At 73.9% G+C, this 13,991-nt stretch carries 12 protein-coding genes; 7 read left to right on the top strand and 5 right to left on the bottom strand.

The features are described 5' to 3' along the window. Positions 1 to 65 precede the first annotated feature (65 nt). Complete coding sequence (locus ACU436_RS05425) at positions 66 to 509, top strand: GreA/GreB family elongation factor (protein WP_459022213.1); 444 nt, start codon at positions 66 to 68, stop codon at positions 507 to 509. A 385-nt stretch (positions 510 to 894) separates the two neighbouring features. Here ACU436_RS05425 and ACU436_RS05420 read toward each other — a convergent pair whose 3' ends face one another. The 5 genes from ACU436_RS05420 to ACU436_RS05400 form a co-directional block, all read right to left on the bottom strand. Next, positions 895 to 1,095, bottom strand: a complete 201-nt coding sequence (locus ACU436_RS05420; protein WP_459022211.1) for a hypothetical protein — start codon at positions 1,093 to 1,095, stop codon at positions 895 to 897. Positions 1,096 to 1,398: 303 nt separating this feature from the next. Beyond that, positions 1,399 to 2,529, bottom strand: a complete 1,131-nt coding sequence (locus tag ACU436_RS05415) for a PucR family transcriptional regulator (protein ID WP_459022209.1) — start codon at positions 2,527 to 2,529, stop codon at positions 1,399 to 1,401. A gap of 205 nt (positions 2,530 to 2,734) precedes the next feature. Further along, positions 2,735 to 3,934 carry an MFS transporter gene (locus tag ACU436_RS05410; RefSeq protein ID WP_459022207.1) on the bottom strand — a complete coding sequence of 400 codons (1,200 nt, stop codon included), beginning with the start codon at positions 3,932 to 3,934 and terminating at the stop codon, positions 2,735 to 2,737. Between the two features lie 827 nt (positions 3,935 to 4,761). After that, complete coding sequence (locus ACU436_RS05405; RefSeq protein ID WP_459022205.1) at positions 4,762 to 6,012, bottom strand: PP2C family protein-serine/threonine phosphatase; 1,251 nt, start codon at positions 6,010 to 6,012, stop codon at positions 4,762 to 4,764. A gap of 39 nt (positions 6,013 to 6,051) precedes the next feature. Beyond that, entirely contained in the window at positions 6,052 to 7,044 is a 993-nt protein-coding gene (locus tag ACU436_RS05400) for an Lrp/AsnC family transcriptional regulator (protein ID WP_459022203.1), read from the bottom strand. 133 nt (positions 7,045 to 7,177) lie between these two features. Here ACU436_RS05400 and ACU436_RS05395 point away from each other — a divergent pair, with 133 nt between their 5' ends. From ACU436_RS05395 to ACU436_RS05370, 6 genes are read left to right on the top strand one after another with little or no spacing between them, the layout of a single operon-like run. Further along, on the top strand, positions 7,178 to 8,482 hold the full coding sequence (locus ACU436_RS05395) for an MFS transporter (RefSeq protein ID WP_459022201.1): 1,305 nt from the start codon (positions 7,178 to 7,180) through the stop codon (positions 8,480 to 8,482). Further along, positions 8,479 to 9,537 carry a dipeptidase gene (locus ACU436_RS05390; protein ID WP_459022199.1) on the top strand — a complete coding sequence of 353 codons (1,059 nt, stop codon included), beginning with the start codon at positions 8,479 to 8,481 and terminating at the stop codon, positions 9,535 to 9,537. The genes ACU436_RS05395 and ACU436_RS05390 overlap by 4 nt, the downstream gene beginning before the upstream one ends. Beyond that, entirely contained in the window at positions 9,534 to 10,721 is a 1,188-nt protein-coding gene (locus ACU436_RS05385) for an amidohydrolase (protein WP_459022197.1), read from the top strand. Before ACU436_RS05390 ends, ACU436_RS05385 begins: the two co-directional genes overlap by 4 nt. Further along, positions 10,718 to 11,980 (top strand): amidohydrolase, encoded by a 1,263-nt coding sequence (locus tag ACU436_RS05380; RefSeq protein WP_459022195.1) that lies wholly within the window; start codon positions 10,718 to 10,720, stop codon positions 11,978 to 11,980. Before ACU436_RS05385 ends, ACU436_RS05380 begins: the two co-directional genes overlap by 4 nt. Then, positions 11,977 to 13,005, top strand: a complete 1,029-nt coding sequence (locus ACU436_RS05375; RefSeq protein WP_459022193.1) for a ketopantoate reductase family protein — start codon at positions 11,977 to 11,979, stop codon at positions 13,003 to 13,005. Before ACU436_RS05380 ends, ACU436_RS05375 begins: the two co-directional genes overlap by 4 nt. Further along, positions 13,002 to 13,796: an SDR family NAD(P)-dependent oxidoreductase gene (locus tag ACU436_RS05370; protein ID WP_459022191.1), complete on the top strand. Its 795-nt coding sequence runs from the start codon at positions 13,002 to 13,004 to the stop codon at positions 13,794 to 13,796. Before ACU436_RS05375 ends, ACU436_RS05370 begins: the two co-directional genes overlap by 4 nt. Positions 13,797 to 13,991: the final 195 nt, after the last annotated feature.

The following is a 13,991-nucleotide window of genomic DNA, read 5'->3' as shown; positions in this document are numbered from 1 at the left end:
GGCCGCTGCCTTTCCCCACGGCGCGGCAGGAGCGCGACACAACCCACAGATCGAGGAGCACGGGTGTGACTGGAACCCAGCAGGTCTGGCTGACCCATGACGCGTACGAGCGGTTGACCGCCGAGCTGCGCGAGCTCCTCCGGCGGCAGGCCGACGCCGAGCTGGACCTGGGAGAGGCGCGCGAGCGCAGCCAGCGCATCCGCAAGCTCCAGGAGCTGCTGCAGGACCCCGTCGTCGGGCAGGAGCCACCCGACGACGGCATCGTCGAGCCCGGGATGGTCGTCACCGTCCGGTACGAGAACGACGAGGGGACCGAGACGTTGTTGTTCGCCGAGCGGGACGAGGGCGTCACCCCGGGCATCGAGGTCTGTTCCCCCGGTTCTCCGTTGGGCCGCGCTCTCGCGGGAGCGAAGGAGGGGGAGCAACGCTCCTACCCGCTGCCGGACGGGCGGACGATGGCGGTGTGGGTCGTGCGGGCCGTCCCGTACGGCCACGCGGCCAGTGCGTGACCTTCGCGCCGCGGGAACGCCGAACCGGCCGTTCGACCTGGGGCTCGTGGCGCACATCGTGCGCGCCGCGGGTGTCCCGTGCGTACTCGAAACCGGACCGGACGCGGAGACGATCTGGGCCGAGCCCCGTGAGCTGATCTGCCGGGGGACGTGCTGGACGGTCCGGCTCGTGAGGCAGCGGTCCGGCTCCGGGGAGATCCGCGTCCGGTCGGTGGACGGCGGGCCGGGAACGGAGCTTCGCCCCGGGGGAGACGAACGCGACCTGGCCGCGTTCGTCGTCGTCCAGGCGCTGCGCGTGGACCCGTGTCGACCGCTCACCGAGGACGACGCCCGGGCGGCAGGTCTCGCCGGTCGGGACGTCCGGGAGTGCCGGACCCCGTCCGCGTCAGATGTCGGCAGGGCTCGCGATGGGCGTTGCGAGCCGCCGCAGCGCGAACGCGTCCCACGCGACCAGGCCGCGGGGTGATCCGAGGAGCCGCCCGGCGGTCGTGCGGGTGTCCGCGGCCCACACGGTCCAGCCGGCCGGAACCCGGCGAAGGGCGATGTCGGTGATGCGTGCCGGCCGCTCGTCCGGAGCCGTCAGCACGGGGCGCCCGAAGGAGTGGGGGAGCAGTCGTTCCCGGCCGGCGATCCGCCGTCGAACTGGTGAGCGGACGGGCGCGGAGGAAGGGAGGCGACGGTGGTGAGCGAGACGTTGCCCGCGCGGGCGATGGCGATCGCGCTGGTGCTGGCGGTGCTCGCCGTGAACTCGTTCCGCATCGTTCCCGCGGACGAGCGGCTCGTCCGGTTCCGGGCGGGCCGCCCGGGTCACCGGGTGAAGGGTCCCGGGCCCGTCATCGTGCTGCCCGGGCGTCGTGACCGGGCTCGGCGGCTCCATGAGCCGGACCGGCTAGCGGTCCAGGGTGAGATCCCGCTCCGGCCATCCGAGCAGCCTCGCACCGAGCACCGCGGCGTGGACGGTGAACCGATGCGCGGGATCGGCGGGGTCGTACCCGGTGAGGGTCTTGATCCGGTCGAGGCGGTAGGTGACGGCGCGGACGGACAGGTGCAGCCTGCGCGCCGTCTCCGTGGTGACGCTGCCGGCTGCGAAGTAGGCGTCGAGGGTCGCGAGGAGGGGTTCGGCCCCACCCCGCGCGTGCACCAGCCGGCCCAGGACGGACTGCACGAGGTCGGCGATCGCCGGCTGGTCCCGGAGCAGCACCCGGTAGACGAGCAGTTGCTCGGCCTGGATGAGCGGGCTGTCGAGACGCAACCGCACGGCCATCGTGAGGCCCTCGCGGGCTTCCTCGTAGGACCGGGCGATGCCGTACGACCCCAGGTAGGGGCGACCGACCGTCACCCGCCACGGCCGTCCGCGAGAATGCTCGAGCTCCCTGAGCAGGAGGTCGCCGAGGGTCTTCGGCCCGGTCCGGCGCCCGGGGACGTCCGTGTCGGCCGGGGTGATCGCGACGATCCAGCCGTCCTTGGTGGCGACCAGCACGTCGCGGTCGCCCGCCCAGTGCACGACGGCGCGCTCGACCGAGCTGATCGTCGCTTCGCTCTCGTTGAGCCGGTCCGTCGGCGCGGCCAGCGCGACCTGGTGCGGCCGGGTCATGTCGAGGCCGAAGGGCTCTGCGCGATCCACGAGACGGCCGACGTCGGCGTCGCCCCGGAGCAGGTCCTCGATGAACTCGCGTCGCAGGTTCTCCTCCCACCGCACCATCTGCCGGCGGGCCTCGGTGTACGCCTCGACCAGACGTGCGACGGCCTCGTCCACCACGTGGAACACGGCGTCCGCGGCGGCCCGGACGCCCTCGCTGTCGCGGGAGCGGACGACGGCCGGGAGCTGCTGCCACATCCGCCGGGCCGCCGACAGGTACAGCTGTACGACACTGCCGGCCGACACGCCCAGCTCGGCCGCCCGCCGACCCAGGAGCCCGACGGCATCGAGCTCGAGGGTGTCGGGCTTCCGACCGGTCGCCGCGGCGTCGGCGATGAGCGGGAGGTAGTCGCCGAGGAGCTCGATCGGTACGTCGCCCACCTCGCGACTGGCGCCTCGGGCGACATCCTCCAACCACTCGTCACCCCCGGAGCGGGGATCGCCGCCGGCCCGTCCGCGTGGTCGAGTGCTGTTGTCCCCCACGGCGCTCCCCTGTCCAGACGCTGTCGGCCGCGTGGCTCGACCCGGCAAGTCCCGGAAGCATCGGGTGCCTGCGCCGGCGTGCGCGTTGCCGGTCCTGGGCAACTTACTCCCGGCGCGGGCAGGTCGTCGGCTGCGGCGTGTCGGGTGAGTCCGCAGGCGCGGTGCCGCGCAGGATCGGCCGGCACACCGGGAGGAAGAGGGCGAGCATCCCGAGGCCCACCGCGCCGCTGATCGTCACCGCGGTCGTGGTGCCGAACGTCGTGCTCGTGATGCCCATCAGGAGGGTGCCGACCGGCATGGTCCCGATGGCGGTGGAGAGGATGCCCATCGTGCGGCTGCGGCGACGGGCCGGTGCGGCCTGCAGGACCAGCGCGGCCTGGCTCGCGGAGAAACCGGAGATGCCGGTCCCGGCGACGATCAGCACGACGAAGGTCAGGCCGTACAGCGGGGTGTGGACGGCCATGATCATCGCGACCATGCAGAGGGCCGCGCCGGTGACGTAGACCCGGCCGAGCCGTCGGGGGCGCAGCAGCGCGATGACCGTGTTGCCGGCGACCATGCCGAGACCCGGTGCGGCGGCGAGGATGCCCAGCTGCGAGGGCTCGGAGGTGAATCGTTCGCCGATGACGGGGACGACCGCCTGGAAGGGGAAGTAGAACAGGTTCACGAGGACCGTGACCCCGAGGATGCCGGCGAGCCCGGGAGGCAGGCGCCTCGTTCGGGGCATCGGGTCCGACGGGTCCGGGGTCGGCGCGTGCGGCGCTTCCGGTGGCACCCGCACCCGCCCGAGGACGACCCTCGAGGTGAGGAGGAGGGCGGTGATGACGGCGTACCCCACGGGTGTGCCGCCGACGGTCATCGCGTAGCCCATCACCAGCGGTCCGAGGCAGACCGCGAGCGACGATCCGAGCGCGTCCAGCGCGAGTGCGCGGGGGCCCTGGCCGGGGCCCGCGCGCTCGTAGAGCATCGGGCGCAGGAGCGTGTGGGTGCCGATCTGCCCCAGCCCGCCCAGCAACGCTGCCCCGTAGACGACACCGACGGGCGCCCCGAGCGCCGTGGCGGCGGTGAGCGCGGCCATCCCGGCGGCGAGCAGGACGACGAGGACCCGCAGGGCGGTGAGGCGGTCCAGCCGTTCGGCCAGCCACCCGGCGGCCGTTCCGGCGAACAGCAGGGGTGAGAACGACGCGATCGCCGTGCTCTGGACCGCGAGTACGGAGGCCCCACTCGCGATCAGCGACTGCACCCCGACGAACAGCGCACCCCACTGTGCGAAGTTCCCGATGAAGGAACTGACCAGCAGCATCGCCATACCCGGGGCCCGGAAGAGCCCGCGCCCCGTCACCGGGTCGTTCGATCGCGGGAAGAGCAAGCCGATGTCGATCCGATCATGACCACCCCCACCACGAGCCTACGGCGGGCCCGGCCCTCCCGCGTTCGGTGACCGCATCCCAGAATTGCGGCGAAAATGTTCCGTACATTGTCCCGGCGGTTGCGGTGATGTGTGCTACGTATTCCTGGAACGGTTGCCATTCGCATTCTCGTTTGGGCGCGATCGGGTCGGTCGCCGGCAGTCCCATGATCGCCGTAAGCGGTCGTGGAGCCGCAGATCTGCGGCTCTGGAACCGCACCTGGCGATCATCGGAGGGACGGCCGGGTTCGAACTCGCTCATCCAGACCGCGCCGGCTCGCGGGGCCGCCGCCGTGCGCCGGTCCTCACATCCGGGTCCTGCACGCCGCACACGACTCGCACGGGTCGACCGAAGATCGTCTCTCGGTGACGGAGCACGGGAGATGGAGAGGGCACATGCGAGGAAAGATCCGAGCGGCCGGCCTCGTCGCGGTCGGGGGGTTGCCGACCGCCGGCACCGCGGCTGCGGCCCCCGGCCCCTGCCTGCGGGCCACACGTGGTCGGCGGCGACGTCCCGATCGGCTGGATCCCACGGTCACCGTCCGAGCGGGACCGGCGGTTCCGATGGAGCCAGGTCAGCAGGTGGGACGCCGACCGCGACGACCGCCTGAGCGACCGGGAGATCGCCGAGTCCCGCAAGTCCGGCGAGCGCGTCCCGGGAGGGCCCGACCGCCGCCGTCAGGAAGCTCCGCGGCGCTGACGTGGATCCCGGTCCAGCGGGGTCACCCGGCGCCGGGCAGGGTCGGGAACATGCGCCGGTGCGCGTCCTCGGACCACTCGAGCAGGAGCAGGGTGGCGTCGTCCTGCAGCTGCCCGGACTGGTGCTCGACGACGGCCGCGGTGAGCCTGCGGAGGGTCTCGGGTGCGGAGAGGTCGTCGGCCGCGGCGTGCTCGGTCATCTCGACGAGACGCTCCTCACCGAAGAACCGGCCGCGGGTGTCCCGTGCCTCGGTGATGCCGTCGGAGTAGAACAGCAGCCGGTCGCCGGGCTCGAGCTGCTCGTGCCCCGGCACCACGGGTGGCGCCCCGGCGACGCTCACCCCGAGCGGCATGCGGTGCGGAGCCGCGAGTTCCTTCACGACGGTGCCGTGGCGCACCAGCAGCGGCGGTGGGTGCCCGGCGACGAGGTAGTCGAGGTGCCCGGTCACCGTGTCGAACCTGCCGAGCACCGCCGTGGCGAACTGCATCGGGCCCGGCTGTTGGGCGATCAGCCCGTCCGCCAGCGCGGCGATCGCGACCAGGTCCTCCAGCTCGCTCCGGCGCGCGTTCCGGACGGCGGTGATCGCCAGCGCGGCGGTCATGCTCGCGCGCAGATCGTGACCGACGGAGTCGAACACGGCGAGGTCGACGGTGTCCCCGTCGACGTTGTAGTCGTAGGCGTCGCCGGCGACGTCGCCCGGTGGTTCCAGGATCGCCGACACCACGATCCGGTCGGTGGCGAAGGTCCGGGGCGGGAGCAGCTGCCACAGGAGCTCGGACGCCGCGCTCAACGGCCCGTTGCTGCGCCAGCGTCGGAGCCGGTCGCTGTAAACGATCTTGGTCATCAGGATGTGCCCGACGAGGCCGGCCAGGCTCCACAGGCGGTTCCTGAGATCTCTGTCGTCGGTGATCAGGGGGCCGGTGGCCGCGTCGAGGTCGACGCGCAGGACGCCGGCGCGATCGGTGCCGTCCAGCACGGGCACCCAGAGCACCCGCCCGCCGCGGTCGTCCGTCGCGGCGAGGATCTCGCCGAGCTGGAACGCCCGGCCCGCCATGGTCCCGACCACCCGGACCTGGGCGCCCCCGTCGACCCGCAGTGGGGTGAGCACCTGCTGCGCAAGATCGACCATCAGGACCTCGGCGCGCAGACCCACGGCCTGCACCGCAGCATCGACGAGCGCCGAGAGCCGGTCGCCGGTGGCGAGGTGGGATTCCTCGATCACGCGCGCGAGCACGTCCGCCCAGGCGGTGCCACCGGCAGGAGTCTCGCTCACCTCACGGACCGTACAAGCCCGCACCGGTGAACGCCCGGATCACGAGGCCACCGCGCCCGGGTACCAGGGACGCACGATCGAGGCGCGTTTGAGCGTGCGCAGCCCTAGCGTCACGTCCACGTCCCGGATGCCCGCGATGCCGCCGAGGGTGCCGGTGAGGAAGCGGTGCAGGTCGCGGTACTCCGCCACCGCGACCTCGCCGCACATCGTGTGCTCGCCCGCCGTCGCGCAGAGCAGCAGTACCTCGGGGTGGCGCACCAGCTCCGCGGCCACGGCGTCGACGCGGCGCGGGTCGACCCGCAGCCAGAGGAACGCCGTGACCGGCAGCCCGAGCGTCTCCGGCTCGACGATGGTGCGGAACCGGATCGCGCCGCTGCGGCACAGGTTCTCCACCCGGCGCCGTGCGGTGCTCTCCATGATCCCGGCCCTGCCTGCGAGCTCGCGCCAGCGCATGCGGCCGTCCTCGGCCAGCGCGGCCACCAGCACCTCGTCCACGTCGGTCAGCGGTGGGGCGAGCTCGGTGGGCTGCGCGCGGTCCCAGCGGTCGATCCGCTCGGCACGCAACGCCGCCACCGCGCCGGACGTGAGGAAGCCGGGGGTCCAGCCGACCCCGGTGGTGAAGCGGCGCAGCACCACCTCGGAGCTGCTGCCGATCACCCCGTCCAGCTCCGGGAGCCGCAGCAGGGTGAGCTCCAGCAGGTCGTTGCGGTCGGTGGCGACGATCTCCACCAGGCAGTCGGCCGCGCCGGACACCAGGGAGACGAACCGCACGCTCGGCCAGGCGGTGAGCGCGTTGGCCACCCCGACCGACTTGGCAGGCTCGCAGCGCACGCGCACGAACACCGGCACGCCGCGGCCGGTGGCCAGGACGTCGAGCGTCGCGGCGACGTGCACCTCCTCCGACGCGAGGATCCGGGCGGCCCGCCGCGAGACGGTGGCCTCCGAGGCGCGCACGGCGCGGCCCACCGCGGGCCAGCTCGCCCGCGGATGGGCGATCAGGGCGGCGATCACGCGCCGGTCGAGCTCGTCCATCTATGCAGCATCCCTCATCTGAGCAGTTCTAACAGACGACTTCTTGCGAGTACAGGTCAAACATTGCTCATTCACATATGTTCGACCGAGCATGGAAGTCGACCTTCCGTTCCCTTCACGCGTGGAGCAGCACATGACCCCGTCCACCACGGCCGAGCACGGCAGCGCGCGGAGCACGCGCCGCGCGCTCGTCGGCGGCACGATCGGCAACTTCGTCGAGTGGTTCGACTGGTCGGTCTACGGCTTCTTCGCGGCCTACTTCGCCGGCCAGTTCTTCCCGGGCGGGGACGCGTCGGCGACGCTCTCGACGCTGCTGGTGTTCGCGATCAGCTTCTTCATGCGCCCGGTCGGCGCCGCGGTGCTCGGGGTCTACGCCGACCGGTACGGCCGCCGCCACGGCATGACGCTCACGATCCTGCTGATGGCGCTGGGCAGCCTGCTCATCGCGGTGGCGCCCACCTACGGCGCGGTCGGCTGGGTCGCCCCCGCGGTGCTGATCGCCGGCCGGCTGCTGCAGGGGTTCTCGACGGGCGGCGAGTTCGGGACGTCCGCGTCGTTCCTCGTCGAGTGGGCGAAGCCGGGGCGCCGCGCGTTCGCCGGGTCCTTCCAGCAGGTGTCGGTGGTGCTGGGGATCCTGTGCGCGTCGCTGTGCGCCACCGTCCTCACCCGGGTGCTCGACCACGCCGCGCTGACCGAGTGGGGCTGGCGCCTGCCGTTCGCGCTCGGCGCGGTGATCGGGCTGGTCGGCCTCTACATCCGGCGCAGGCTGGACGAGCCGGAGGCGTTCCGGCGGCTCGAGCAGGCGGGACAGCGCGAGCACAAGCCGCTCGGTGCGATGGCCGCCGGGCACCGGCGCGGGGCGTGGTTCGTGTTCGGCATCTCGATCGCCGGCTCCGTGATCACCTACATGTGGCTGACCTACCTGCCCACCTACGCGGCGCTGACCGCAGGCGCCGACCCCGCGGACGCGCAGTTGGCCAATACGATCGCGCTGGCCTTCTTCGTGGTGCTCCTGCCGTTCGCGGCGCTCCTGTCCGACCGCTTCGGGCGCAAGCCCACGATGCTCGTCTACGCGGTGGCGTTCGTGATCCTGCCGTTCCCGCTGCTGTCGATGCTCGACGCGAGCTTCGCCAGCGTGCTGGTCGTATCGCTGGTCGGCATGGCGTTCCTGTCGCTCAACCACTCCAACCTGGCCACGGTCTTCGCCGAGCTGTTCCCGCCGCAGGTGCGCACCATCGGCATCGCGCTGCCGTACGCGATCTCGAATGCGATCTTCGGCGGCACCGCCCCGAGCGTCATGCAGTTCTTCGGGGCGCGCGACAACCTGTGGGCCGTACCGCTGTACGTCAGCGCCTGTGCCGTGGTCACCGGACTGTTCTTCGTCTTCATGAAGGAGACGAGGGCCGTGGACACCGGCGACGTGGCGATGCGCGCATGATCACCCTCGCCAGTGACGTCGACCGCCTCCCGCCCTACGAGCAGGAGCTCACCGCGGTCCAGCGCGAGCGCGTCGAGCGGCTGCTCGCCGGCCCGGTGGTGTCGCTGCACGACCACCCGATCCGGTTGCCCGACCCGCTCACCCCGCGGACGTGGGCCGAGCAGAGCAGCGCCGGCACCGACCGGCTCGGCCACGACGGCCTGCGCGCATCGGGCCTGGACGTGGTGCTCGCCAGCTCGCTCGCCGAGCCCGACCAGCAGCGGCTGCTGCGCTGGGCGGCCGCGCTGCGCGCGGACATCGATGAGGACGTCGACGCGGGCGGCCCTCGGGTGCTGCTCGCGCTGGAGGACCTGGGCAGCATCGGCTCCGACCTGGACGGCATCGTGGACCTGCAGGTCGCCGGCTACCGGTCCGCGGGCCTGGTCTACAACACCGGGAACGCCCTCGGCGGCGGGCTCGGCCAGGCCCACGACGAGGGCCTCACGAGCCTCGGCCGCGAGGCCGTCGCCGTCATGAACGGGCTCGGCATGCTCGTCGACCTCTCCCACGTCGGCGACCGCACCAGCATCGAGGCCGCGCGGAGCAGCAGCGCCCCCGTCGTGATCACCCACGCCGGGGCCCGCGCCTGCTGGCCGAGCGCACGCATGAAGCCCGACGACGTGCTGCGGGCCGTCGCCGACACCGGCGGCGTGATCGGCGTGGAGGCCGCGCCGGGGTCGACCCGCGTGGACGGGCGGCCCGCGCACGACCTCGACGCCGTGATGACGCACGTCGCGTACATCGCGGAGCTGGTCGGCGTCGCGCACGTCGGGCTCGGCCCCGACACGTTCTTCGGCGACCACACCGGCCTGTACGCGGCGGCGGGCTGGTCCCCGCAGCCGGTGCCCGGTCGCGCGGACGTCCCGCTGCCCGACCACGTCGCCGGCATGGAGAACCCGGCCGAGGCGCCCCGCAACGCGGCGGGCTGGCTCGTCCGGAACGGCTGGTCCGACGGCGACATCACCAAGATCCTCGGCGCCAACGCCGAGCGCGTGCTCGAGGAGGTACTGCAGTGACCGGCGCACCCGCCGCGATCCACGACCGGATCGAGGAGGAGGTCGGCCGCCTCGCCGGGTCGTTGACCGAGCTGAGCCTCGACCTGCACGCCCACCCCGAGCTGGCGATGCAGGAGAGGCACGCCGCGCGCCGGCTCACCGGGCTGCTGGGCGACGACTTCGCGGTGGAGGAAGGGGTCGGCGGGCTGCCGACCGCGTTCCGCGCCACCGCGGGCGCCGGCGCGCCCGTCGTGGCGTTCCTCTGCGAGTACGACGCGCTGCCCGGCATCGGGCACGGCTGCGGGCACAACCTCATCGCCGCCGGCGGCGCGGGCGCGGCGCTCGCGCTGCGCCGGGCGGCGCCCCAGCTGCCCGGCACCGTCCAGTGCATCGGCACCCCCGCCGAGGAGGGCGGCGGTGGCAAGGTGCTGCTGCTCGACGCGGGCGTGTTCGACGGCGTCGACGCCGCGCTGATGTTCCACCCGGGCGACACGACGATGCCGGTCCGCCACGCCACCGCCACCTGCCCGTTCACCGTGGAGTTCCACGGGAAGGCGGCCCACGCGGCCGCGACGCCGCACGAGGGCCGCAGCGCGCTGGCGGCGATGATCCAGTTCTTCGTCGGGGTCGACGCACTGCGCCAGTTCGTCCCCGAGACCAGCCGGATGCACGGCGTCATCACCCACGGCGGCGAGGCCCCCAACGTCGTGCCCGCCTACACCCGGGCGGCGTTCATGGTGCGGGCGCTGACCGGCGACGTCGTGGCCGACCTCGCGCATCGGGTCGAGGCCGTCGCCGAGGGGGCCGCCCGCGCGACCGGCACCGCCGTGACGATCACCCGCGGGATCGCCTACGCCGAGCGCAAGAACAACCACGTGATCGCCGGTCGGGTCGCCGACCACCTGCGGCGCCAGGGCGTGCCGGTCGAGCAGCCGGTGCTGCGTGGCGGCACGGGCTCGTCCGACATCGGCAACGTGAGCCTGGTGCTGCCGGCCGTCCACCCGTACCTGCAGGTGATGGACCGCGGCACCCCCACGCACTCCGAGGCGATGGCCGACGCGGTCGCGCAGCCCCGCGCGCAGGAGGCGATGCTGCGGATGGCCACCGCGCTGGCCTGCGCGGGCGCCGACCTGCTCGCCGACCCGGAGCTGTTCGACGCCGCCCGGGCCGAGTTCGCCACCCGCGGCCCGGACCTGCCCCAGTGACACCCCTCGACGTCACGGACGTGGTCGCGGTGCGGCGAGACCTGCACGCCCACCCCGAGCTCGGCTTCACCGAGATCCGCACCGCCGCGCGCGTCGAGGCGGCGGTGCGGGAGCTGGGCTGGCGCGTCCGCTCCGGCGCCGACGTCGTCGACCCCGCCGGGCACCCCGGCCTCCCGCCCGCCGCGGTGCTCGACGCCGCCGCCGAACGCGCCCGGGCGGAAGGGGTGTCCGCCGACCAGGTGGCGCGGCTGTCCGGCGGCCGCACCGCCGTGGTCGCCGACCTCGACGGCGAGCGGCCGGGCCCGCGCGTCGCCCTCCGGTTCGACATGGACGCGTTGCCGATCGGCGAGACCACTGACCGGGCGCACGTCCCGTCCCGCGACGGGTTCGCGTCCCGGCACCCCGGCGTGATGCACGCGTGCGGCCACGACGGGCACGTCGCCGTCGGCCTCGCGCTGGCCGCCGCCCTGTCCCCGCGCGACTTCCCGGGCAGCGTGCGGCTGCTGTTCCAGCCCGCGGAGGAGGGCGTGCGCGGCGCCGGGCCGATGGTGGCCGCCGGGGTCGTCGCGGGCGTCGACGTGCTCGTGGCCGCCCACCTCGCGTTCGGGCTGCCCAGCGGCGTGCTCGCGCCGTCGGCCACCGAGCTGATCGCCACCTCGAAGCACCTCGCCCGGTTCACCGGACGCCAGGCCCACGCGGCGAAGGCGCCGGAGCAGGGCCGCAACGCGCTGCTCGCCGCGGCCACCGCCGCGCTGAACCTGCACGCGCTCCCGCCGTTCGCCGGCGCCGTGACCCGGATCAACGTCGGCCGGCTCGAGGCTGGTGTGGCGGCCAATGTGATCGCGGGCGAGGCCGAGCTGGCCTTCGAGACGCGCGCCGACACGGCCGACGTCGCCGCCGAGCTCGCCCGCCGCGCCGAGGTCGTCGTCCGCGCGGCCGCGCAGATGCACGAGACCGACGTCGAGCTGGTGCGCACGGGCCACGCCACGGCCGCGCACACGGACGCGTCGGTGGCGGGGGCGCTGACCGCGGCGGCCGAGGGACTCGCGCGGGTGCGGGCCACGCATCCCCTCGGGGCGAGCGACGACGCGAGCCTGCTGATGCGCGCGGTGCAGGACGCGGGTGGCGTGGCCGCCTACGCGATCGTCGGGTCCGACACCCCCGGGCCGCCGCACTCGCCCCGGTTCGACGTCGACGAGGCGGTGCTGCCGGTGGCGGTGTCATGGTTGGAGCGAGCGGTGAAGGACGGGCGCTGGTGAGCGGGTCGTACACGGTGGTCGGTGGTGGGGCGATCGGCGGGACGCTCGCGTTCCACCTCGCCCGGGCGGGCCACGACGTGGACATCGTGGACACGGACGCCGCGCACGTGGCGGCGATCCGCGAGCGCGGGCTCGTCATCCGCGGTGCCGACGGCACCGAGCGCAGCGTTCGCCTCGCGGCATGCGCGCCGGACGAGGTGACCGGGACGCTCGGCGGGGTGATCCTCGCCGTGAAGGCGCACGCCACCGCGACCGCCGCGCGGTGGATCGCGCCCCGCCTGGCCGTCGACGGCTACGTCGCGAGCCTGCAGAACGGCTTGTGCGAGCCGGAGATCGCGGCCCAGGTCGGCGCCGAGCGCACCGTCTCCGCGTTCGTGAACCTCTTCGCCGACCTGGTCGAGCCGGGTGTGATCGCCGACGGTGGGCCGGGCGCGCTGGTCGTCGGCGAGCTCGACGGCACCGTGAGCCCGCGGGTGCGCGCGCTCGTCGCCGACCTGCAGGCGTGGGGTCCCGCGGTGGCGAGCGGGAACGTCGCGGGCTTCCTGTGGTCGAAGCTCGCCTACGGCATCGTCGGCGCGGCCAGCGCCGCCGTCGACGACCCGATCTTCGACACGATCGCGGCCTTCCCCGACCTCACCGTCGCGCTGGCCCGGGAGGTCTACGCGGTCGCCGCGGCGCGGGGCATTGCCCCGGAGTCGTTCGACGCGTGGGAGGCCGACGCCTTCCCCGTCGACGCGCCGCCGGAGCGCACCCGCGCCGCACTCGAGCGGTTCTGCGCCTGGCTGCGCACCCAGCCGAAGACCCGGACGGGGATCTGGCGCGACATCGCGGTGCGGCACCGGCCCACCGAGGTGCCCGCCCAGTACGGTCCGGTGCTCCGGGTGGCGGCCGAGCACGGGATCGCGTGCCCGGGCATCGTGGCGGTGCTCGCGCTGATCGGCGAGCTGGAGCGCGGCCGGGAGCGCCGCCGCGACAACCTCGTCCAGCTGGACGAGGCGATCCGCGAGGAAGGGAACGGCTCGTGACACGGCACGTACTGGTCACCGGCGCGGCCGGCGGTCTGGGCAGCGCGATCGCGGCGAGGTTCGCCGCGGCGGGCGACCGGATCACCGGCGTCGACCTCAGGGAGGAGCCGCTGCGCGCGAGCGTGGACGCGCTCGCCGCGACGCACGGTGTGGCCGTCGACGCGATCGCCGCGGACCTGTCCGATCCCGGCGCCGGCGCCGTCGTCGACCGGGCGTGGGAGCGCTCCGGGCCGGTCGACGTCCTGGTGAACGCGGCCGGCATCTGGCCCGCCACCCCGCTGCTCGACATGACCGCGGCGATGTGGGACCACGTGCTGGCGATCAACACCCGGGCCCCGATGCTCACCACCGTGGCCCTCGGGCGGCTGGCCGTCGCCGCCGAGCGACCGGCGAGCGTCGTGAACCTCGCCTCCGGCGCGGCGATCCGCGCGCGGCCGGGCGCGTCGCACTACTGCACGTCCAAGGCCGCGCTGGAGATGCTCACCCGGTCCTGCGCCGTCGAGCTGGGCGGCCACGGGATCCGCGTCAACGCCGTGTCGCCGGGCTACGTCGCGGGCAGCAGCCAGGAGGTCAACCCGGTCACCGAGGAGTACACCGCCGCCGTCTCCGGCAACGCCCTCGGGCGGATCGGGCAGCCCGACGACGTCGCGGGCGCGGTGCTCTTCCTCGCGTCGCCGGACGCCGGGTGGACCACCGGCGCCGTCCTGCGCGTGGACGGCGGCTCCTCCGCGGGCAACCCGGCCTTGCCCGTGCACTGGGCCGGGACGACGGAGGTCCAGTCACCGCGGTGACCGCGTCGATCCGGTGGGACCCGAGTGGGCGCCGAAAGCGCGACCGTGATGCGCCGGTGTCGGCGATCAAGGCGAAATGGTCGCTAGTTGATCTCCAACAGCGACCATCAGCCCTTGATCGCGCCGTGGCCTGCCGTTGTCGCAAGCGCTGATCAAGCCCGCCGGAGTCCATCGCCGGACCCGGCGCGCAGGTGC

The sequence above is a fragment of the Pseudonocardia wallangbongensis genome (genome assembly GCF_054486945.1).
Note: the sequence above shows the minus strand (reverse complement) of the source record. Positions and strands in the feature narration are given on the sequence as shown.